This is a genomic window from Curtobacterium subtropicum (genome assembly GCF_030362975.1).
Taxonomy (GTDB): Bacteria; Actinomycetota; Actinomycetes; order Actinomycetales; family Microbacteriaceae; genus Curtobacterium; species Curtobacterium subtropicum.
This window is the reverse complement of record NZ_JAUCMM010000016.1, coordinates 37,569-56,123: the sequence shown is the minus strand read 5'-3', so window position 1 is coordinate 56,123 and position 18,555 is coordinate 37,569. Positions and strand designations below refer to the sequence as shown.

Genomic DNA, 18,555 nt, shown 5'->3' with positions numbered 1-18,555 from the left:
GGCCGCGGGGGGGGGGGGTCCCATTGGCCCCCCCGCCTCCCGTCCGTCGATCAGCGCTGACCGGTGATCAGCGCTGACCGTTGATCTGGCCGAGCCAGCGGCCGAACGACTGCTCCTGCTGGTCGTCGTGCAGGGCGCGCAGGGTGCTGGTGGGCAGGCAGCGACGCTCGGTGTCGACGCTGTTCCCCTTGTGGAGGTCGAGGGTCATGGTGTGCTCCTTCGCGTGGTGTGCGGATGGTTCGACACCGCCGGTGGCACGGGCATTCCCGCTCGGGCGAGCGGACTGTCCGGTTCACGAGCCGGTGTGTGAGGACAGCGGGGTCAGGGTGTGACCATGCCCCCGTTGACGTTGAGCGTCTCGCCGACGACGTAGCTCGACTCCTGCGAGGCGAGGAACACGTACGCGGGCGCCTGTTCCGCCGGCTGTGCGGCACGACCCATGGGTGACTCGCTGCTGCCGAACTCGGGCAGCGACTCGGGGTCGACACCGCCGCTCGGCTGCAGGACGCTCCAGGTCGGCCCCGGCGCGACGATGTTGACGCGGATCCCGCGCTCGACGAGCAGCTGCGAGAGCCCCTTCGAGAAGTTGTTGATCGCGCCTTTCGACGCCGCGTAGTCCAGACGGTCCGGCGCCGGCTTGTACGCCTCCATCGACGCGGTCGTGGTGATCGTCGACCCCGGCTGCAGGTGCGGCAGGGCGGCCTTCACGAGACGGAACAGTCCGAAGACGTTGACGTCGAACGTCGCCTCGAACTGGTCGTCGGTGATGTCGAGCAGGTCCGGCTGCCACCGCTGCTTGCCGGCGACGCTGACGAGCGCGTCGATCCCGCCGAGCTCGGAGACGGCCCGCTCGACGAGCTGCCCCGCGTAGGCCTTGTCGCGGAGGTCACCGGGGACCGCGACGGCCTTGCGACCGGCGGCCTCGACCTGCTCGATGACGTGGTCCGCGTCCGACTGCTCCTCGGGCAGGTAGGCCAGGACGACGTCGGCGCCCTCGCGGGCGAAGGCGATCGCGACGGCGGCTCCGATGCCGGAGTCGGCACCGGTGATCACGGCTCTGCGGCCCTCGAGTCGCCCGGTGCCGCGGTAGCTGGACTCGCCCAGGTCGGGGACGGGGGTCATCTGCGACTGCAGGCCCGGCTCCTCCTGGGTCTGGGGCTCGGGGGAGACGTCGGGGTACCGGCTGCGCGGGTCACCGAACGCGTACTGGTCGGACGGCGCGGCGCTCATCGGGTCGCCTCCAGCTCCACCTTGACCCAGCCGGGCTCGCGCCGGTCGAAGGCCTCGTACGCGGCGATCGCGTCGCCGATCGGCTCGTGCTCGGTGATGAGCGCGGTGGGGTCGAACTGACCGGACGCGACCAGGTCGATGAGCGGCGGCGTGACCGAGTGGTGGTCGCAGTTGCCCATGCGGATCGTCAGGTTCTTGTTCATCGCCTGGCCGATCGGGTAGCGCTCGGCGGTGGGGCCGTAGACGCCGATGATCCCGATGCGGCCATACTTCGCGACGGCGGCCACGGCCCACTGCGCGACCTGTGACGGGCCGTCGCCGGGCTTCCACTGCTCGAGGTCGCCGAAGCCGTCCGGCGAGGCGTCGGGCGCGACCTGCTGCACCTCGGCGTCGAACGCTGCGGCGTCCTCGTCGGAGACCGCGGCGGGGCCGCGCTTCGGGCGCTCGGCGTCGACACCGACGGCGTCAATCACGGCGTCCGCGCCGATGCCGTTCGTCAGGTCCTTGATCGCCTGCACGGGGTCCTCGCGGTTGTAGTCGACGACCTCGCAGTGCTGCGCGAGCGCGGCGGCCAGTCGGGTCTCGTCGCCGTCGACGACGATCACGCGTGCCGCGCCGAGCTTGTACGCCGAGGCGGCGGCGAACTGGCCGACGATGCCGGCGCCGAACACCACGACGACGTCGCCGCGGGTGACGCCGGCGAGCTCGGCACCGAACCAGCCGGTCGGGAAGATGTCGGAGAGCAGGATCGCCTGCTCGTCGCTGACGTTCTCGGGCAGCGGGTGCATGGTGTTGCGGGCGTACGGCACCCGGACGTACTCGGCCTGCAGGCCGTTCACCGGTCCGGTCGACTGCGGCCCGCCGAAGAAGCTCGTGCCGGCGTCGGGTCCGTTCGGGTTCGCGACGTCGCACTGTGCGGTCTTGCCCATCCGGCAGTACCGGCACGCGCCGCACGAGATCGTCGAGTTGATGACGACGCGGTCACCGGCGCTGAACCCGCGGACGGCGTCGCCGACCTCGGTGACGACGCCGACGGCCTCGTGCCCGAGGATCGTGCCCTCCTCCATCGGCGCCATGGTGCCGCGGACGAAGTGCAGGTCGGTCCCGCAGATCGCACTGCGGGTGATCCGGACGATCGCGTCCTCCGGGTGCTGGATGGTGGGCTCCGGGACCTCGTCGAGGCGGATGTCCCCGATGCCGTGCCAGACCACTGCGCGCATGTCGCTCTCGCTTCCTGTCGTGGGGTGTTCGGGGGACACACAACCCGGGTCGGCCTGGACGGACGCGGAGCGGCGTCCGCTCAGCGCACGGGAACGGGGGACACGCAGCGCTGCGTGGACACCCAGGCCGAACGCGTTCGCTGGCGCCCATGAGTGACGACCAGCACGACGAGAAGCAGACGCGCGACGACTTCGCCGGTGCGGTGAACATGACCGCGTCCGAGCTGAAGAAGTGGCTCGCCACGGACGAGTCGAAGGAGGTCGGGCAGAAGTCTGACGGCGGCGGTGAGTCGACCGGGCACGAGAGCGGGCGGCACATCGTCCGCATCCTCGAGAAGAAGCAGGGCGACTACACCGACGACGACTACGCGCACATGCGCAAGGTGGTCGGCTACGTGGCACGCCACTCGAAGCAGGAGCCGAAGGGCGACTCGCACGACTCGAAGTGGCGGTACTCGCTCATGAACTGGGGCCACGACCCGGAGAAGTAGGCCGTCCGTCGGCGTCGGGCAGAATGGGGTCGTGGACGACTCCGGCATGCCCCGCTTCCGCCGCATCTGGTCGACGATCCAGGTCGGCGTCCTGGCTGCGGCCGTGGTGTTCTGCGTCGTGATGCTCGTGATCGGGCAGGGGAAGCTCGACCGCGTGTACGCGGTCGCCGCGGTGTTCTTCGGCCTGGCGCTGGTCGGCCACGCGACCTACCTCTGGCTGCTGGCGCGCGCCCGGCGCTGAGCGGCGGACGGACGGGAGGCGCGTGTCCGCAGTCCAGCAGGGGCCACGCCGGCCGGTTCCCGGCAGACGCGCCAGCGGCTGTCGGGCCGTGCCCGGTGGGGGTCTCCCGTCCGTCGTCAGGACTGCTGCCAGACGCGCACCCAGTCCACCAGCATCTGCTGCGGGAACCGGGTGGTGGCGTCCGGCGAGCCCGGCCACGTGCCGCCGACCGCGACGTTGAGCAGCACGAAGAACGGCTTGTCGAACACCCACGGCGACGAACCGACGTCGGCCCGGGTGACGGTGCGCTGCGCGACCCCGTCGACCGTCCAGGTGACGGACCCGGGCCGCCAGTCCACGCCGAACACGTGGAACGCGTCCGCCCATGCGGCGCCGTTCGGCAGTGTCGCCGCGGCGGAGAGCCCGTTCGCGCCCGAGTAGCCGGGCCCGTGCACCGTGCCGTGGACCGTGCCGGGCTCGTACCCGACGTTCTCCATCACGTCGATCTCGCCACACGCCGGCCAGCCGACCTGCCCGATGTCGGCGCCGAGCATCCAGAACGCGGGCCAGATGCCCTGCCCTCGCGGGATGCGGATGCGGGCCTCGATCCGGCCGTACTGCGCCGTGAAGGTGCCCTCGGTCTTCAGCCGGGCGGACGTGTAGGTGCCGTCGGCCTCCCGTCGCGCCGTGATGGTGAGGTTGCCGACGCCGTCCAGCGCGCTGTTGCGGCGCGAGTCGGTGTAGGTCTGCAGCTCGGCGTTCCCCCACCCGCCGGCACCGGTGTCGAACCGCCAGATGCCGGGGTTCGGGGCGCTGCCGGCGGCGCCGTCGAACTCGTCGGCGGCGAGCAGTACGGCACCGGACGTCGACGTCGTGGCTGCTCGGGCGCCTCCGTCGGCGGAGAGGACCGTGCTGGCGGCGGCCGTCGCAGCGGCGGCACTGCCCAGCCCCAACGTCAGGAAGCGGCGTCGGTCGACGGCGCGCGCGGCGTCGTGCGGGGTGCGGTCGTGCGGCATGTGGGGGTCCCTGTCCTCGCGCCCGTCGACGGACGGGACGCACGATCATCACCCGTGATCGGACCCGTGACCAGTCCACACTTCGAGGGACAACCGCGCGGGGTCCGGCTCAGGGGCGGTAGCCGACGCACAGCACGGTGACGTCGTCGGGGTGGTCGCCCGCGTGGGCGAGCTCGGCGATGCCGTCGACCAGCTGCTGCGGGTGGTCGCGCTCGGCGACCCACGCCTCGAACCGGTCGAGCGAGTCGAGGTCGCCGCCGAACAGGTCGAGCACGCCGTCGCTGACGGTGACGATCACGTCGCCCGGCTCGAGGACGGTGTCCTCGGCGGTCCACACCGTGCCGACACCGATCGGCAGGTGGCCGGAGCGCAGGGAGCGCACCGTGCCGTCGGCGCTCCGGAGCACGGTCAGGCCGTGCCCGGCGTCGACCCACCGTGCGTGCCCGTCGCGGTCGACCCGGACGTGGAAGCACGTCGTGAACTGGCCGCTGGTCAGGTCCGACGTGCCGGTGGCGAGCCCCGTCGCGGCGCGCCGGACGGCCACCGCGGGGTCGGACTCGTCCACGGTGCTGCGGATGAGGGAGCGCACGGCCGCGGCGATCATGCCTGCGCCGACACCCTTGCCCATCACGTCGCCGAGCGTGAAGGCGGCTCCACCGGGGGTGGGGAACCAGTCGTAGAAGTCGCCCCCGACGGTGCGGGCCGGGATGCAGACGCCCACGGCGCGGAGCTCCTCGGGCAGGCCGGCGGCGGTGGTCGGCAGGAGGGACTGCTGCACGAGGGCGGCCCGGTCGATCTCGCCCTCGGCCACACGGCGTCGACGCTGCACCGCGGCGAGCTGCAGACCGGCCTGGCGGGCGAGCTCGTTCGTCACGGCCGCCGTGGCACCGAACACGAACACCACGATGAACAGCCGTACGAGCTCACTCGGCCGGGGTTCCGTCGGCGAGATGACGTAGGACAGCAACAGCGTGCCGGTCGTCCCGAGCACCGGCCACACCACGTTCCGCCTACCCGGGTTCGCGGCGACCCACACGACGGGCAGCACCACGATCGCGGTGAAGACCGATGCGGCGTCGCCGGTGCCGTACCGCAGGAACCCGACGGCGAAGAAGTCGATCGCGGGGACGAGCAGTTCGACCCGCATCGCCCACGACCAGCGTGCGGCGACCGCCGCGAAGACCAGGCCTGCGAGGGCGATCGCGACGCCGGTCCACATCACCGGCGCATCGGTGACGTCGAGCCACGGTGAGAAGGTGCTCCCGACAGCCGCGCCGACGATCAGGGCGGCGATGATGGTCTGCTTCGCGAGCGGCGCCCACGAGGTGCGCAGCCCGGCGAGCACGATCGGACCGGTGTCGTCGCGCACGCTGGTCGTCCACGTCGTCGTCGACGAGGGGCGGTCCGCGGTGCTCGTCACGCCGTCGAGTCAACCCCGGTGGCGGCGGTCAGGCAACCTGTGGGCCGCCTCCGGGCGTGTTGAGCCACGCTCAGGGTGAACGGACGCGTGCTCAGAGGCCGAGTCGGAACGCCAGCGGGACGAGCAGCCCGGCGACCCAGACGAGCACCATCACGAGCGCCCCGGCCGCGAGCCACCGACGCCGCCGCCGGAGCCTCGGGCTGCGGTCCTCGCCCCACATCTGCGCCCGGACCAGGGTGCGGTTCGCCTGCTCGACGACCTTGCGGACCTCGGGGTCCTCCAGCGGCAGCGACCCGGATCGGGCGTGCTCGGCGATCGCCGTCGCTTCCTCGACGGTCAGCTCGTCCTTCGGCATGCGCCCATCGTCGCACCCCGTGGTCGGGCGCGGGAAGAGTCGATCGTCTCCCGGCCTGGACACCACCGCAGCAGGCCTCGGGTACCAACGAGGACATGACCAAACGGTTCCGCGGGAAGATCGTCGTCGTCACCGGAGCATCGAGCGGCATTGGGAGGGCCGCAGCACACGAGTTCGCGCGACAGGGCGCCACGCTCGTGCTCGCCGCCCGAGGAGAGCAGTCCCTCGAGGCCGCCGCCGCCGAGTGCCGTGCCCTCGGCGTCGAGGCGATCGCGATCCCCACCGACGTCGCCGACGAGCACGCGGTGCAGACCCTGGTCGCCACGACCACCGCGCGCTTCGGCCGGATCGACGTGTTCGTCGGCAACGCGGCCCTGTTCGTGTACGCGCTCTTCGAGCAGACCCCGACGAAGGCCTTCAAGCGCGTCGTCGACACGAACCTCTACGGACACCTGCACGCGATCACCGCCCTGCTCCCGCACTGGAAGCAGCGGGGGAAGGGCACCTACGTCCTGGTCGGGTCCATCCAGTCGCTCCTGTCCGCGCCCTACCAGTCGGCGTACGTCACGAGCAAGCACGCGGCCCTCGGCCTGGTCGACGTCCTCGGCGACGAGTACGCCGGCACCGGCATCCGCTTCACCGCCCTGCTGCCGTCGACGATCGACACCCCGATCTACCAGAACGGCGCCAACTACACCGGCAAGACCTCGCACCCGCTGCCGCCCACGGTGTCGGTCCAGCGTGCCGGCAGGGCCGTCGTGCAGGCCGCGCTGCACCCGAAGCGTTACCGGTTCGTCGGGCGAATCCAGGCGTCGCTCGTCCCGCTGCAGTACGTCTTCCCGGGCCTGTTCCACCGGATCACCAAGCCCATGGTCGAGACGTTCGCCCTGCGCGGCAGGGGGGTCCCGAGCGACGGGAACCTCTACGCGCCCGCCGACGCCCACAACGCCACCGACGGCGGCTGGGTCGCGAAGCGCCGCCGCGTGACGCGTCCGCTCGTCTGGGCGGGCGTCGCCGCCGTGGTCGGGACCGTCCTGCTCGGCCGGCCGCGCCGCTAGCGGGGCCGACCCACCGACGGACGGGAGGCGCGCGTCGAGCCGGCCGCGCCGCCTGCGGGCCGACCCACCGACGGACGGGAGGCGCGCGTTGAGCTGGCCGCGCCGCCTGCGGGCCGACCCACCGACGGACGGGAGGCGCGCGTCGGACCGGCAACGGGCCTCCCGTCCGTCGGCCGCTCGCCGTACGCTGAACGGGTGGAGTTCCCGGGGGAGGCGGCCGACGCGCGCGACGCGTCGACCTCTCCGGGGTCACCCCGGGGCACGCAGGACCAGCAGGACGACACGCCCCGAGCGGGAGAGCGCGCTCCGCGCGCCACGCCGCACGGAGGCACCGACGGGTCCCCCGGGAACCCCACGCCCCTGTCCGTCGTGGCGGCGGCGCTCGCCGACGCCTTCCTCGCCGCCGACACCTGGACCGCCGACGACCTGACCGCCGCCGGCTACACCGTGGTCGGGGTGGAACGCGCCTACGTGGGCCGGGCCGTGGGCGCGGTCCTCGACGCCTACCCCCGACCGCCGGTCGACGCGCCACGTCAGCTGGCCGGCGTGCTCGCCGCGGCCCCTCGGCTGGCCGCCCTGCACCGCTCCCGCGAGGCGCGACGTCCGGTCCGCGTGCTGACCCGACGCGCCACCGCCGTCCGGGCACGACCCGCCGTCGACAGCCCGCTGCTCGTCGACACGCTCCCGGAGCTCGCCCGGGCACTCGACGTCACCGTCGGCCGGCTGCTCTGGCTCGCCGACACCCGGGCGTGGAACCGGCACGCTCCGGCCGACGGTCCACTGCACCACGTCCGCCACGAGTGGATCGTCCGCCCCGGGCGGGTCCCACGGTTGCTCGAGAAGCCGATGGACCTGCTCCGCAGGACGCAGCGGGTCCTGCTGGACGGACTGCTGGTCCGGCTGCCGGTGCACGACGCCGCCCACGGATTCGTCGCCGGCCGCAGCGTCGTCACCGGGGCTGCGCTGCACACCGGTCGGCAGGTCGTGCTCACCGCCGACCTGACCACGTTCTTCGCGAGCGTCAGCGCGTCGACGGTGTACGGCGTGTTCCGGTCCGTCGGCTTCGCCGAACCGCTCGCGCACGTGCTCACCGGCCTCTGCACCCACCGGGTCCCGCCGCACGTCCTCACCGCGATGCCCGCCGGCGGGACGCCCGAGGAACGGGCCGCCCTGCGCGAGGCGCTCGCCGTCGCCCACCTGCCGCAGGGTGCGCCCACCTCGCCGGCGCTCGCCAACACGGCGCTCCGACACCTCGACGCCCGGCTCGCCGGGTGGGCGTCGGCGGGCGGGGGCCGCTACACGCGGTACGCCGACGACCTGACCTTCAGCGGCGACGACCGACTGGCCGCTCGGCCCGACGCCTTCCTGCGCGGGGTCGAGCGGATCGTCGCGGACCAGGGCCTCCGGCTCAACCCGCACAAGACCCGTGTCCGTCGGCGGGGCTCCCGGCAGTCGGTGACGGGCGTCGTGGTCAACGACCTCCCGTCGCCCGGGCGGCGCGAGGTCGACCGCCTGCACGCGGTCCTGCACAACTGCGTCGTGCACGGCCCGACGTCCCAGGACCGCACCGGACACCGGGACTTCCGCGCGCACCTGCTCGGTCGGATCGGCTGGGTCGAGCAGGTGCACCCGGGTCGTGCTCGCCGGCTGCACGAGGAGTTCGCGCGCATCCGCTGGTGACGCGGCCGTCCCCGACACGGGACGGCGCCGGCGGCGCGCGACACACCTGTCCGCAATGCGAACACGGACCGCCGCTGCTGAGACGATGCGATCGTGACTGTGCAGGCACCGGGGCCCGAGCGCCCCACGTTCCGCCGGTTCCGGGTGGAGGCCGTCAGCGAGGAACGCGGCGTCGAACTCGACACGATCTACGGGACCGCCGGCGGGATCGACAGCGCCCTCGAGGCCTTCCGCTACCTCGGCGCGGGCGACACCGAGGTCTCGGTCCGGCGCGCCGAGGTCGAGGGGACGCGTGCGGGCACCATGCAGCCCCGCGACGAGCACATCGTCTTCTGGGTCGGGGACGGCAGCGCGACCATCGAGGACGTGGACGGCGGTGGTGCGCTCGTCGTGGAGCCGGGCGTGCCGGTCCTGCTCTCCGCCTCGCGCCGCTACGCCTTCACGGCGGACGTCCGCACCATCACGATGGTCCACCTGTCCGACCGTCTGCTCCGGCGCGCACTCGTCCGCAGCGGACACGTCCCGACGGGACCGGTCGTCCTCGCGCTCGAGTCGACGGACGAGTCCGCCCGGCGGACCCTGCGCGACGTGATCCGTGCCCACGGCGGCCCGGTGATGGACGCGGCGCTCGCCGACGCCGCCCGCCAGGCCGTCAACGCCGAGATCGCCGACGCCGTCGTGGCCGCCTTCCCGGTGATCCCGAGCGCGGCACCGACCGCGCGTGGCTCGGCGGCTCGCGCGGCGGAGTGGATCCGCACGCACGCCGACCAACCCCTGACGCTCCGGGACATCGCGGACGCCGTCGGGATCAGCGAGCGCGGACTGCAGAACGCGATGCACCGGCGGTTCGGCGAGTCGCCGATGGCGCGGTTGCGCGCCGAGCGGCTCGACGGCGCTCGTCGTGACCTCGAGGACTCGGGCGGGGAGCTCCTGGTGGCCGACGTCGCGCGGCGGTGGCAGTGGGCGCACCTCGGTCGGTTCGCGGCCGCGTACGCCGAGCGGTTCGGCGAGCACCCGAGCGACACCCTCCAGCGGAGTCGGCGGGACGACGCGCTGCGGTGACACCCGGACACCGCTCGACGGTGGCGCCTGGTCCGTCGCACGGGTGCGGGTGTCGGCGGTGCTCCCTACGGTGGCACCGTGGTCGAACCGGTGGACGCGTGGTGGCGGCGGCGACAGTGGTCGCGCGGTGTCGCCGTGCCGTACGCCGTCGGCGAGTTCCGGGCGGCGTGGGCGTCGTACCCGGTCCTCGTGCGGCAGTACCACCCGGAGTGGAACCACGGCGTGGTGCTCACGCAGGTCCCGCCCGCGGCGGAGGTCCTGCTGACCTGGGAGTGCGACGTCGGACACGTCTTCGTCGCGACGCCGGCCGAGCAGCGTTCCCGCCCCGGTCGGGAGCGCCGCAGGTCGGTGTGGTGCCCCGAGTGCCACCTGCAGGCGACCCCGCAGCGGTGGCCGGTGCTCCCGGTGGACTGGCCGGCGGCGGTCCCGGCCCCGCAGCGAGCCGAGCGGGTCCGCGGTCGGCAGACGCTCCCCGCTGCCCCGGCTCGCGGTCCGGCGCCGGGACCGAGTGCGGCGACGACCCAGCTGCCGAGCGGCGCGGTCGCGTCGTCCCGGTCCGGGTCGCGGTCCCCGGGTCGTCCGGGCCGGACCGGCGGCGGGCGCTCGGCACGACCGGTCCCGCGGTCGGTCTGCCCGAAGACGCCGCGGCTGCCGTCCGGTGACTCCTTCACGAGCGTGTGTGCCCCTGCTCCGGCCTCGGCGGTCGAGGCCGACCTCCGACAGGCACTGCGGGATCGCTTCGCCTTCACGTTCGACCACACCGCGATCCGGCTCGACCGACCGTTCTTCGACCACGTCGAGGCCTGGCCGGACATCGTGCTGCCGGAGCTCCGCGTCGCGATCGAGTACGACAGCACCGGACGCCACGGACTCGAGCACGTCGGACCCCGGCAGGAGACGGACCGTCGGAAGGACCGGGCGGTCCGCGCGGTGGGCTGGGAGGTCGTGCGGATCCGGACCGGTCGCCTGCCCGCGCTCGGGCCGTACGACCTCGAGGTGTCCGGCATCTCCGGCCGGACGGTCGAGCGGCTCGTCGACACGCTGCGGGACCTCCGCGGGCCGCTGTTCGTCGACGCCTACGCGCGCTGACGGCCGAACCGGCGCAGGGTCTGGCGCGGGTACTCCCCGTGGCGCTGCTGGTACGTCGCGGAGAACCGGCCCGCGTGTGCGAAGCCCCACTCGCGTGCGACGTCGGCGATGTTCGTCGTCGCGGGATCGCCGGCGAGCAGCGCGTCGCGGACCCGGTCGAGCCGGACCTGCCGGATGTAGGCGTTCGGCGACAGCTCGAAGGTCCGTTGGAAGGCCGTCTGCAGGGCACGGAGGCTGAGCGAGGCGACACGCGCCAGGTCGGTGCTCGTGATCGGGAGGTGCGCGTGCTCGTGCACGTACTCGACGGCCCGACGGACGTGCGCGTTGCGGGGGAGCAGGAGCTCGTCGGGGAGCGACGAGCTCACGACCGGGTAGAGCTCCAGCAGCGCGAGCGCCCCGAGCCGCCCCATCTCGGCCTGCAGCAGCGGCGATGCACGGCGGTCGAGGACCGTGTGCGAGATCAGCTGCACGCTGCTGCGCCACACCGTGAGCGCGCGGTCGTCGGGGCGGACGGTGTGGTCCAGCACGAGCTGCCCGGGGGCCGTGCCGCGTTCGCCGGCGACCTCCTCGAGGGCGGCGCGGTTCACCTGGACGATGCGCTGCTCGTAGTCGTCGTACGAGAAGGCCGCACCCTGCTGCGGCCAGAGCTGGGGGCGACCGGGCTCCATGACGATCTGGTCGTCGCCGGCGCCGATCGTCGCCGAACCGCGCTTCGTCCACTGGACGACGAAGTCCTCGGACGGGGTCATCACGCCCTCGAGGTGGCCGTCGAACCGGATCGCGCGGAGCGACATCGCGGCGTCGCCCACGGCGGAGTAGCGGAAGGCGAACGGCTGCCGGGTCGCGTCGGCGCTCCACTCGTTCCCCGCGTAGGCGGTGGCGAGGAAGTCGCGGGCGTCGTCGAGGTCGGTGCTCTGCGTCTCGACGTCGATGCGGGGTGGCGGTGTCGGGTTCATGGGTCCCGTGCATTCTGTCCGTGCGGCGCGGCGTTGTCCGGACAGGTGTGTCCCCGGTCCGAGGGGTGGACGGCCCGTTCCGCGCGGAGCGGATGTCCACCGACCGTCGCCCGGACCGCCGTGGACGTCCGCGAATCGTCGTCGTCCGCCGATCCGCGTCCGGGGAGCCCCACCCGCTCGTAGCGTCCTCGGTGGAGGGGTCGGGACCAGCCGACCCCGCAGACCCGAGGACGAGGACCGTGACCATCACCGCCGCCGAAGTGCACACCGGACCGAGGACCGCCCGCGACGCCGTCTCGTCGGCCGCGCGACGACGAGCAGCCGGGTCGGGGGCCGGTCCCGTGTTCTCCGAGGTCCGTGCGGCCCGTCGACTGCACGGCCTGCAGGTCGCCGCGGTGACGACCGGTCTGGTGTCGGTCACCGTCGCCGCCTCCGCCGCGATCGTGCTCGGACTCTCCGCATGAGCATCCCGCGCAACGAGCTCGGCATCCGCGGCTCCCGACTGTCCCGCGGGACCCGCGCGCTGCCCGGTGCGGACCGCTCCGTGGCCGACACCCTGCTGCCGGTGCGCCGGTCGGCTGCGGCTGATGCGCCGACCCAGCCGATCGACATGCGCGCCCTGCTCGCCGAGGCGCTCGACGCGCCGAGCGTCTCCGCTCGCTAGGCTCGCGGCACCGACCACCGGAAGGCCCATGACCCTGCTCTCCCTGACCCCCACCACCCGCGAGACCGCGGCGCAGCGCAGGGCGTCCACCGCCGCGGACACGCTCTTCACCCGGCACGGCGTGACGCCCGTGACGATGGACGACATCGCGGCCGAGGCCGGGCTCGCGCTCGACGAGCTCACCGCGGCCTACCCGTCGAAGCGTGCACTCGTGGTCGCCGTGCTGCAGCGGTGGCACGGTGCCTGGCGTCGGGCGCTCGACGGCATCGCCCGTGCGTCCGACGACCCACGGGACGAGGTCCTCGGTGTCTTCGGGTACCTCGAGCAGTGCTTCGCGGACGAGGGCTGGCGCGGCTGCGCGTTCATCAACGGGCACGCCGAGCTCGGGCGGACCGATCCCGCCATCGCCGACCTCGCGCAGGCGCACTTCGCCGACGTCGAGGCACACCTCACGCAGCTGTGCGCGCGCGCCGGGGTGCCGTCGCACGTCGCGCAGGCGCTCTCGTTGCTCGTCGAGGGAGCCCGGGTCGAGTCGGCCGTGCAGCGGTCCGCGCAGCCAGCCCGTGCCGCCCGTCTCGGCGCGGCGATGCTGCTGTCGGTCTACGACGCGCACCCCACGTCCTGACGCCGCCCGACGGGGTACGGGCACGGGGTACAGGAGCCTGTGTCCCGCGCGATCCGGACGGTAGGAACGAAGGATGACAGCGACCGCCTTCTGCCTGCACGCGCTGGGCTCGAGCGCGGAGGAGTTCGCCCTCCTCCGCTCCGAACTCGCCGGCACCATCGACCTCGTCGGGATCGACCTTCCCGGCTTCGGCCGGAGCCCGGCGTCCGGCGGCACGACCGTCGAGGAGATGGCCGTGCTCGTCGAGCGGGCGATCGGCACGAGCGGTGCCACCGAGTGGGCGATCGTGGGTCACTCGATGGGCGGCAAGGTCGCGACCGTCGTCGCCGACCGGACCGTGTCGGGCGCGAACGGCCTGTTCGGGCTGCGTGCCGTCGTGCTCCTCGCCGCCTCGCCCCTCGCGCCCGAGCCGATGGACGAGGGCCGCCGCGCGTCGATGCTCGGCTGGGCCGCGGACGGACCGATCGAGCCGCACCACGCGGCGGAGTTCGTCGACGCGAACACCGCAGCCGTCCTGCCACCCGACCGCCACGAACAGGCCGTGCAGGACGTCCAGCGCGCGGATCCGCGGGCCTGGCGCGACTGGCTGCTCCGCGGCAGCCGCGAGGACTGGTCGACCACCGCCGAGCCGAACCCCGTGCCGACGCTCGTGCTCGCCGGCGCCGAAGACGGCGACCTGGCCGCGGACGCACAGCGACGCCTGACGATGCCGCACTGGCCCGCGGCCGAGCTGCACGAGGTCGCCGGCGCCGCACACCTGCTGCCGTGGGAGTGTCCCGAGGAGGTCGCCGCGCTCGTCCGTGACTTCTGGACGCGCCGAGTCGCACACGGACCGGTGGTGCCCGCCGACCAGGCGCGGGTCATCGCCTCGCCGCGCGTGAGCGCCAGGACCCGCGGGGTCCTGGCGGTCCGCGCGTTGCCGGACGACCCCGCCGCGACGCCGGACGCCCTGACGCAGCAGCAGCTCGACGTGCTCCGGGCGGTGGCGCGGATCGTCGTGCCGCAGCCGGACGAGGGCGAGGTGGACGTCGCCCTGCGTGTCGACCGCCAGCTCGCCGCCGGGCAGGGCGACGGCTGGCGACCGGACGGGATGCCGACCGACGTCGACGCCTACCGCGGTGCGCTCGACGTGCTCGCGGCGGTGTCCGCCGACGACCTGTCCGCAGCGCTCGAGGACGTCGCCGCCGGGCGGTACCGGTCGGACGGCCCGCTCGACGCCGAGCAGCTCCGCGTCTGGTTCGAGGACGCGAGCGTGGACCTGGTGAAGCAGTGGCTCGCCCACCCCGCGACCATGTCCGAGATCGACTACGACGGCTTCGCCAACGGCGGCGACGGCGTCCGGAAGCAGGGCTTCCAGCTGCTCGGAGCCGGGCAGCGGGAAGCGTGGGAACCCGAGGGAGCAGGACGATGAAACTCGACGCACAGCGCCACCACCAGGACGACGAGGTCGTCGACGTCGTCGTCGTCGGGACGGGCGCGGGTGGCGCACCGCTGACCGCCCGGCTCGCCCGCGAGGGCCTGACCGTGGTCGCCTTCGAGGCCGGCCGGAACACGGAGCCCGGCGACCACACCCCCGACGAGGTCGAGGCACCCGCGGACATCAACTGGATGGACGAGCGGATCAGCGGGGGAGCCGCGCCGACCGCCTTCGGTCCGAACAACAGCGGCACGGGCGTCGGTGGGTCGACCCTGCACTGGGGCGCGTTCACCCCGCGTCCGAGCACGCACGACCTGCGCCTGCGCACCGAGAGCGGGCAGGGCGAGGACTGGCCGGTCGACCACGCCGAGCTCACCGCGTACATCGAGCGCGTCGAGCACGAGGTGGGCGTCGCGGGCCCGGAGCACTACCCCTGGGACCCGGACCGCCGCTACCGGATGGGACCGCCCGCGCGGAACGCCTCGTCGGACATGATGATGCGCGGTACCGCGGCGCTCGGGATCACGGCGACGGACGCTCCGGTCGCACTGACGACCGAGGACCGGGTGCAGGAGCACCACGGGCTGCGCCAGGCCTGCGTGTCCTGCGGTTCGTGCCACCAGGGCTGCCGCAACGGGGCGAAGGTGTCGATGGACACCACGTACCTGCCCGCAGCCGTCGCGTTCGGTGCCGAGATCCGTCCGGAGTCGTTCGTGCACGGCATCGAGCTCGACGCCGACGGCCGGGTGTGCGCCGTGCTCTACACACGCGACGGCCGGGAGCGTCGCCAGCGGTGCCGGTCCCTCGTGCTGGCCGCCGGCGGGGTGGAGACGCCGCGCCTGCTCCTGCACACCGGCCTGGCGAACAGCAGCGGCCAGGTCGGTCGCAACTTCACCGCGCACGGGGCCACCCAGGTGTGGGCGACCTTCGACGAGTCGATGCGCTCGTACCGCGGCTACCCGTCGTCGATCATCACCGAGGACTTCGTCCGACCGGCCGACGCGGACTTCGCGGGCGGCTACCTGATCCAGAGCCTCGGCGTCCAGCCGCTGACCTTCGCCACCACGCTGGTGCGCGGCGGGGGGCTGCGCGGTGCCGAGCTCGTGCGGGCGATGCGCGACTACCCGCGGATGGCCGGGGTCGGCATCAACGCCGAGTGCCTGCCGTACGACGACAACCGGCTGGTGCTCTCCGACGAGCTCGACGAGCACGGGGTGCCCCGCGCCCGCGTGACGTTCTCGCCGGGGTCGAACGAGGACGCCATCCGCGCCCACGCCGTCCGCACGATGACGGCGATCGTCGAGGCGGCCGGCGGCACCGACGTCCGGGTCCTCGAGCGGACCGCCCACACGATCGGCACCGCCAGGATGGGGTCCGACGCCGGATCGTCGGTCGTCGACCCCGCGGGTCGGTCGTGGGACGTGCCGAACCTGTGGGTGTGCGACAACTCGGTGTTCCCGAGCGCCGTCATCGCGAACCCCGCGCTCACGATCATGGCGCTGTCCCTGCGCACCGCCGACCGGTTCCTGCGGGACGACCCGGCAGCCGACCGGCAGCGCACGACCGCAGCAGCGGTCTGACGCGCACCGCGGCGGCCTGGGGGGCGCGGTGCTGCGCGGTCCGTCCGCGCAGCACCGCCCTCACCCTCGCAGCACCCCGCTGGCGCAGCACCGCCCTCGACCGTGTCGCGTCGGCGTCTCGCTGGCGCAGCACCGCCCTCAGCCGCGCAGCGCGAGCGCCTCGCTCGTCCACCGGGCGTGCAGTGTCCACGGGTCGTCCACCCCGGCGGCGACCTGCGCGACGTGGTCGAGCAGTGCGGGCGTCGTCCGGAACCACTCCGTCCCCGGGAACCGGTCGGCGGCGAACGCCGTGTGCCGGCGCCGCTCGAGGTGCCGGTCGCCGCGCTCGAACGCCAAGAGCTCCTGGTGGGGCACCGCGGCGAGCCGCTGCCGTGGGTTCGCGGTCGTCCCGATCTTCACCCGGTCGCCGAAGTCGTCCCGCTGTCGTAGGTAGTAGACGACGTCGACGCGCGGCGGTGGGAGCTCGCCGTCCGGCACGTCGCCCCACGGCCACTCGCACGTGCCGCACAGCACGGTACTGGGCCAGCGCACGCCGACCCGCGACCCGCACACCGGGCAGGGGCCCGGCAGGGCGTCCTCGGTGCCGACGTGCTCGGCCGCCGTGTCGGCGACCAGCGTCACGTGCCCGCCGCAGAGCGGCAGGACGGCGGCGAAGCCGTCGGCGCAGGGCGCGTCGCAACCGGGGACGCAGCACGCGGGGACGGCGGGAGAGGTGATCACCCGTCGGACGCTAGCGCGCGCCACCGACGCGCTCCGCGCCTCCAGGCCGAGCCGCGCGCCGCGCCTCCCGGCCGGACCGCTGCGCGGTGGCGTCCGCTCAGTCCGCGAAGATCACGCCGACGGGCTCGCGCTTCTCCTCCTGGAAGCGGTCCTCGGCGCGGCCGATCGCCCAGTAGGCCGACAGCGACAGCTCCGCCTTCTCGAGGCCCCACTCGTCCTGCAGCAGCCGACGGATCGCCTTCACCGCGGTCCGCTCGCCGTGCGCGAAGACCTGCACCGGCCGGGAGGCACGGGGCAGTCCGCGAGCGGCCTCGACCAGCAGCGTGCCCGGCTCGGCGCCGGTGACGTCGCGGTGCAGCCAGCGCAGGTCGACGCCGACCGGGTGCTCGAGCGGCTGCTCGTCGGCTGCGCCGCCGACCTCGACGAGCGCGACGCCGCGGGCGTCGGCCGGCATCGCGGCGAGGGCCGCGCCGATCGCGGGGAGCGCGCTGTCGTCGCCCAGCAGCACGTGGGTGACGGTCGGGTCCTGCGACGGGGCGTACCGGCCACCGGGACCGGACAGCGCGAGCAGGTCGCCGGGTCGCGCGGCTTCGGCCCACGGTCCGGCGAGGCCCTGGTCGCCGTGCACGACGAAGTCGATCGCGATGGTGCCGGTGGCGTGGTCGACGGAGCGGACCGTGTAGGTGCGGCGCGCGGGTCGCTCGTGCTTCGGCAGGGTCTCGCGGAGCGCCTCGAGGTCGTAGGGCGGGGTCAGCCCGCTCGACGGCGGCGCGAGCAGGAGCTTCACGTACTTGTCGGTCGCGGCGAGCCGGTCCGGGTCGGCGCCGTCGACGAAGTCCCGGAAGGCCGGACCACCCAGGTGGACGCGCACCGTGTGCGGGGTGAGGCGCTCCGTCCGCTCGACGACGAAGACGTGCTGGGTGCGCTTGGGGCTCATCCTGGGATTCCTCTTCCGGTGCTCGACCTTGTCAGCTACTGAGGTTAGCCTCACCTCATGAGTCCGACCGTGACGCCGTTCTCCGAGCTCCTGCGCCGGCGCTCCCGCAGCGCTGCGGCCCCGGTCGTCTGGACCGGCGGTGCGCACGACCTGCTCGCGGGGGAGTGCGACGTCGCGGACTACGCCGACCTGCTCGGGCAGTACGCCGTCGTGTACGACGCCCTCGAGCGCGCCGCCGAGCGGATGGCCGACCACCCGGTCGCCGCGCCGTTCGTCACGACGCAGCTCACGCGGATGCCCGCGATCCGCGCCGACCTCGAGTACCTGGTCGGCCCGGACTGGTCGGAGCTCTGCTGCCCGACGCCGGCGACCACCGCCTACGTCCGCCGTCTGTGCGCCGTGGCGGCCACCTCGCCCGGGGCCTTCGTCGCGCACCACTACACGCGCTACCTCGGCGACCTGACGGGCGGCCCGACCCTCGCGCGGCTGCTCGAGGACCGGTTCGGCTTCGACACCAACGGCGTGCTGTTCACGATCTTCGACCAGGTCGCCGACCCCGCGGCGTTCGAGGACACCTACCGGGCGCAGCTCGACGCCGCTCCGTGGTCGGACGCCGAGCGCGAGGCCGTGCTCGCCGAGGTCGACCTGGCGGCGAGCCTGGACCGGGCGCTCGTGGCGTCGGTGCGTCGCCCAGGGGACGGCCGGGCCGCGGCGCTGCTCCCCGCCTGAGCGTGCCCGCGGCACGGTCGCCACGGACCGATCTCCGGCGGCACTGCGGTCCGTCCGGACGGTCGTCGTCACGCGAGCGCGTGCGC

General features: G+C 73.9%; 21 protein-coding genes. 12 read left to right on the top strand and 9 right to left on the bottom strand.

The features are described from left to right. Positions 1–67: 67 nt before the first annotated feature. From QUG98_RS15825 to QUG98_RS15815, 3 genes are all read right to left on the bottom strand, one after another. Positions 68–208: a hypothetical protein gene (locus QUG98_RS15825; RefSeq protein ID WP_175415942.1), complete on the bottom strand. Its 141-nt coding sequence runs from the start codon at positions 206–208 to the stop codon at positions 68–70. Positions 209–321: 113 nt separating this feature from the next. After that, positions 322–1,230, bottom strand: coding sequence for an SDR family oxidoreductase (locus QUG98_RS15820; protein WP_289471452.1), 909 nt, complete (start codon positions 1,228–1,230; stop codon positions 322–324). Next, the gene (locus QUG98_RS15815) at positions 1,227–2,450 is read right to left on the bottom strand and encodes an alcohol dehydrogenase catalytic domain-containing protein (protein WP_289471451.1); all 1,224 of its coding nucleotides are present in this window, start codon (positions 2,448–2,450) and stop codon (positions 1,227–1,229) included. The genes QUG98_RS15820 and QUG98_RS15815 overlap by 4 nt, the downstream gene beginning before the upstream one ends. A 149-nt stretch (positions 2,451–2,599) precedes the next feature. On the opposite strand from QUG98_RS15815, the gene QUG98_RS15810 reads away from it, so the two are divergent. Both QUG98_RS15810 and QUG98_RS15805 read left to right on the top strand, forming a co-directional pair. Next, on the top strand, positions 2,600–2,941 hold the full coding sequence (locus QUG98_RS15810) for a DUF3140 domain-containing protein (RefSeq protein ID WP_289471450.1): 342 nt from the start codon (positions 2,600–2,602) through the stop codon (positions 2,939–2,941). A 31-nt stretch (positions 2,942–2,972) separates the two neighbouring features. Further along, on the top strand, positions 2,973–3,182 hold the full coding sequence (locus tag QUG98_RS15805) for a hypothetical protein (RefSeq protein WP_058729470.1): 210 nt from the start codon (positions 2,973–2,975) through the stop codon (positions 3,180–3,182). A gap of 116 nt (positions 3,183–3,298) precedes the next feature. On the opposite strand, the gene QUG98_RS15800 is transcribed toward QUG98_RS15805, so the two are convergent. The 3 genes from QUG98_RS15800 to QUG98_RS15790 all read right to left on the bottom strand — a co-directional run bounded on the left by QUG98_RS15800 (position 3,299) and on the right by QUG98_RS15790 (position 5,952). Continuing rightward, positions 3,299–4,177 carry a glycoside hydrolase family 16 protein gene (locus tag QUG98_RS15800; RefSeq protein ID WP_289471449.1) on the bottom strand — a complete coding sequence of 293 codons (879 nt, stop codon included), beginning with the start codon at positions 4,175–4,177 and terminating at the stop codon, positions 3,299–3,301. Positions 4,178–4,286: 109 nt separating this feature from the next. Beyond that, positions 4,287–5,597, bottom strand: coding sequence for a PP2C family protein-serine/threonine phosphatase (locus QUG98_RS15795; RefSeq protein ID WP_289471448.1), 1,311 nt, complete (start codon positions 5,595–5,597; stop codon positions 4,287–4,289). A gap of 91 nt (positions 5,598–5,688) precedes the next feature. Continuing rightward, entirely contained in the window at positions 5,689–5,952 is a 264-nt protein-coding gene (locus QUG98_RS15790) for a hypothetical protein (RefSeq protein WP_289471447.1), read from the bottom strand. Between the two features lie 95 nt (positions 5,953–6,047). Here QUG98_RS15790 and QUG98_RS15785 point away from each other — a divergent pair, with 95 nt between their 5' ends. From QUG98_RS15785 to QUG98_RS15770, 4 genes are all read left to right on the top strand, one after another. After that, positions 6,048–7,010, top strand: coding sequence for an SDR family NAD(P)-dependent oxidoreductase (locus QUG98_RS15785; RefSeq protein ID WP_289471446.1), 963 nt, complete (start codon positions 6,048–6,050; stop codon positions 7,008–7,010). 195 nt (positions 7,011–7,205) lie between these two features. Next, a complete protein-coding gene (locus QUG98_RS15780; RefSeq protein ID WP_289471445.1) occupies positions 7,206–8,690 on the top strand; it encodes a reverse transcriptase family protein in 1,485 nt (494 codons plus the stop codon). A gap of 93 nt (positions 8,691–8,783) precedes the next feature. Further along, positions 8,784–9,752 (top strand): helix-turn-helix transcriptional regulator, encoded by a 969-nt coding sequence (locus tag QUG98_RS15775; RefSeq protein WP_289471444.1) that lies wholly within the window; start codon positions 8,784–8,786, stop codon positions 9,750–9,752. Positions 9,753–9,830: 78 nt separating this feature from the next. Further along, positions 9,831–10,841 carry a putative endonuclease domain-containing protein gene (locus tag QUG98_RS15770; RefSeq protein ID WP_289471443.1) on the top strand — a complete coding sequence of 337 codons (1,011 nt, stop codon included), beginning with the start codon at positions 9,831–9,833 and terminating at the stop codon, positions 10,839–10,841. Here the strand turns inward: QUG98_RS15770 and QUG98_RS15765 are convergent. Further along, entirely contained in the window at positions 10,829–11,797 is a 969-nt protein-coding gene (locus tag QUG98_RS15765; protein ID WP_289471442.1) for an AraC family transcriptional regulator, read from the bottom strand. The two genes, QUG98_RS15770 and QUG98_RS15765, sit on opposite strands and share 13 nt — an antisense overlap. Positions 11,798–12,036: 239 nt before the next feature. On the opposite strand from QUG98_RS15765, the gene QUG98_RS15760 reads away from it, so the two are divergent. From QUG98_RS15760 to QUG98_RS15740, 5 genes are all read left to right on the top strand, one after another. Further along, the gene (locus QUG98_RS15760; RefSeq protein ID WP_289471441.1) at positions 12,037–12,261 is read left to right on the top strand and encodes a hypothetical protein; all 225 of its coding nucleotides are present in this window, start codon (positions 12,037–12,039) and stop codon (positions 12,259–12,261) included. Then, complete coding sequence (locus QUG98_RS15755; RefSeq protein WP_137767141.1) at positions 12,258–12,461, top strand: hypothetical protein; 204 nt, start codon at positions 12,258–12,260, stop codon at positions 12,459–12,461. The genes QUG98_RS15760 and QUG98_RS15755 overlap by 4 nt, the downstream gene beginning before the upstream one ends. Before the next feature lie 28 nt (positions 12,462–12,489). Beyond that, positions 12,490–13,086: a TetR/AcrR family transcriptional regulator gene (locus tag QUG98_RS15750; RefSeq protein WP_289471440.1), complete on the top strand. Its 597-nt coding sequence runs from the start codon at positions 12,490–12,492 to the stop codon at positions 13,084–13,086. 73 nt (positions 13,087–13,159) lie between these two features. Further along, positions 13,160–14,497: an alpha/beta fold hydrolase gene (locus tag QUG98_RS15745; protein WP_289471439.1), complete on the top strand. Its 1,338-nt coding sequence runs from the start codon at positions 13,160–13,162 to the stop codon at positions 14,495–14,497. Beyond that, the gene (locus tag QUG98_RS15740) at positions 14,494–16,083 is read left to right on the top strand and encodes a GMC family oxidoreductase (RefSeq protein ID WP_289471438.1); all 1,590 of its coding nucleotides are present in this window, start codon (positions 14,494–14,496) and stop codon (positions 16,081–16,083) included. The genes QUG98_RS15745 and QUG98_RS15740 overlap by 4 nt, the downstream gene beginning before the upstream one ends. Positions 16,084–16,221: 138 nt before the next feature. On the opposite strand, the gene QUG98_RS15735 is transcribed toward QUG98_RS15740, so the two are convergent. Together QUG98_RS15735 and QUG98_RS15730 are read right to left on the bottom strand one after the other, a co-directional pair. Further along, a complete protein-coding gene (locus QUG98_RS15735) occupies positions 16,222–16,800 on the bottom strand; it encodes a GIY-YIG nuclease family protein (protein WP_434533456.1) in 579 nt (192 codons plus the stop codon). 100 nt (positions 16,801–16,900) lie between these two features. Next, complete coding sequence (locus tag QUG98_RS15730; RefSeq protein ID WP_289471436.1) at positions 16,901–17,740, bottom strand: siderophore-interacting protein; 840 nt, start codon at positions 17,738–17,740, stop codon at positions 16,901–16,903. A 57-nt stretch (positions 17,741–17,797) separates the two neighbouring features. Here QUG98_RS15730 and QUG98_RS15725 point away from each other — a divergent pair, with 57 nt between their 5' ends. Beyond that, positions 17,798–18,469 (top strand): biliverdin-producing heme oxygenase, encoded by a 672-nt coding sequence (locus QUG98_RS15725; RefSeq protein ID WP_289471435.1) that lies wholly within the window; start codon positions 17,798–17,800, stop codon positions 18,467–18,469. The last annotated feature ends 86 nt before the right edge of the window (positions 18,470–18,555 follow it).